Annotated in this window: 1 protein-coding gene; it reads left to right on the top strand. The window is 62.6% G+C overall.

The annotated features are described in order from the left end of the window. Nucleotides 1–337, top strand: a 337-nt coding sequence (locus OCV66_RS15510; protein ID WP_262564919.1) for a DUF6094 domain-containing protein, incomplete at both ends; no start/stop codon positions are given.

Below are 337 nucleotides of genomic sequence, written 5' to 3'. Positions count from 1 at the left end.
CATCATCCCCTATTACCGTCTCACCGAGGACGTGTGCCGTTTTCTTGCCGCCCACTTTAACAGTTTGATGGCGTACCGCTTCTGTGAAGAGGAGTTCCGGAAGTTCCGGCAGATCGCGGTGCTGGGCGTGCGCAAGCCGCGCGCGGAAAACCCGCGGATGGCAAGGCTGCTGGAGCTGGCGTCGCTGTCTCCGGATAAGCTGCCTACGCTGGACCAGATCCCGCTGGGCAGTTATCCGCTGCCGGATGCAGAGAAGGCTGTTCCCCTGTTCCAGGGCGCTCGGTTCAACGTGCGCGAGCTCGCAGACCAGATGCGCCGCATGGGCAGTATGCTGCCG

Origin of the sequence: Agathobaculum ammoniilyticum (assembly GCF_025567315.1) — a bacterium.
Taxonomy (GTDB): domain Bacteria; phylum Bacillota; class Clostridia; order Oscillospirales; family Butyricicoccaceae; genus Agathobaculum; species Agathobaculum ammoniilyticum.
Note: the sequence above shows the minus strand (reverse complement) of the source record. Positions and strands in the feature narration are given on the sequence as shown.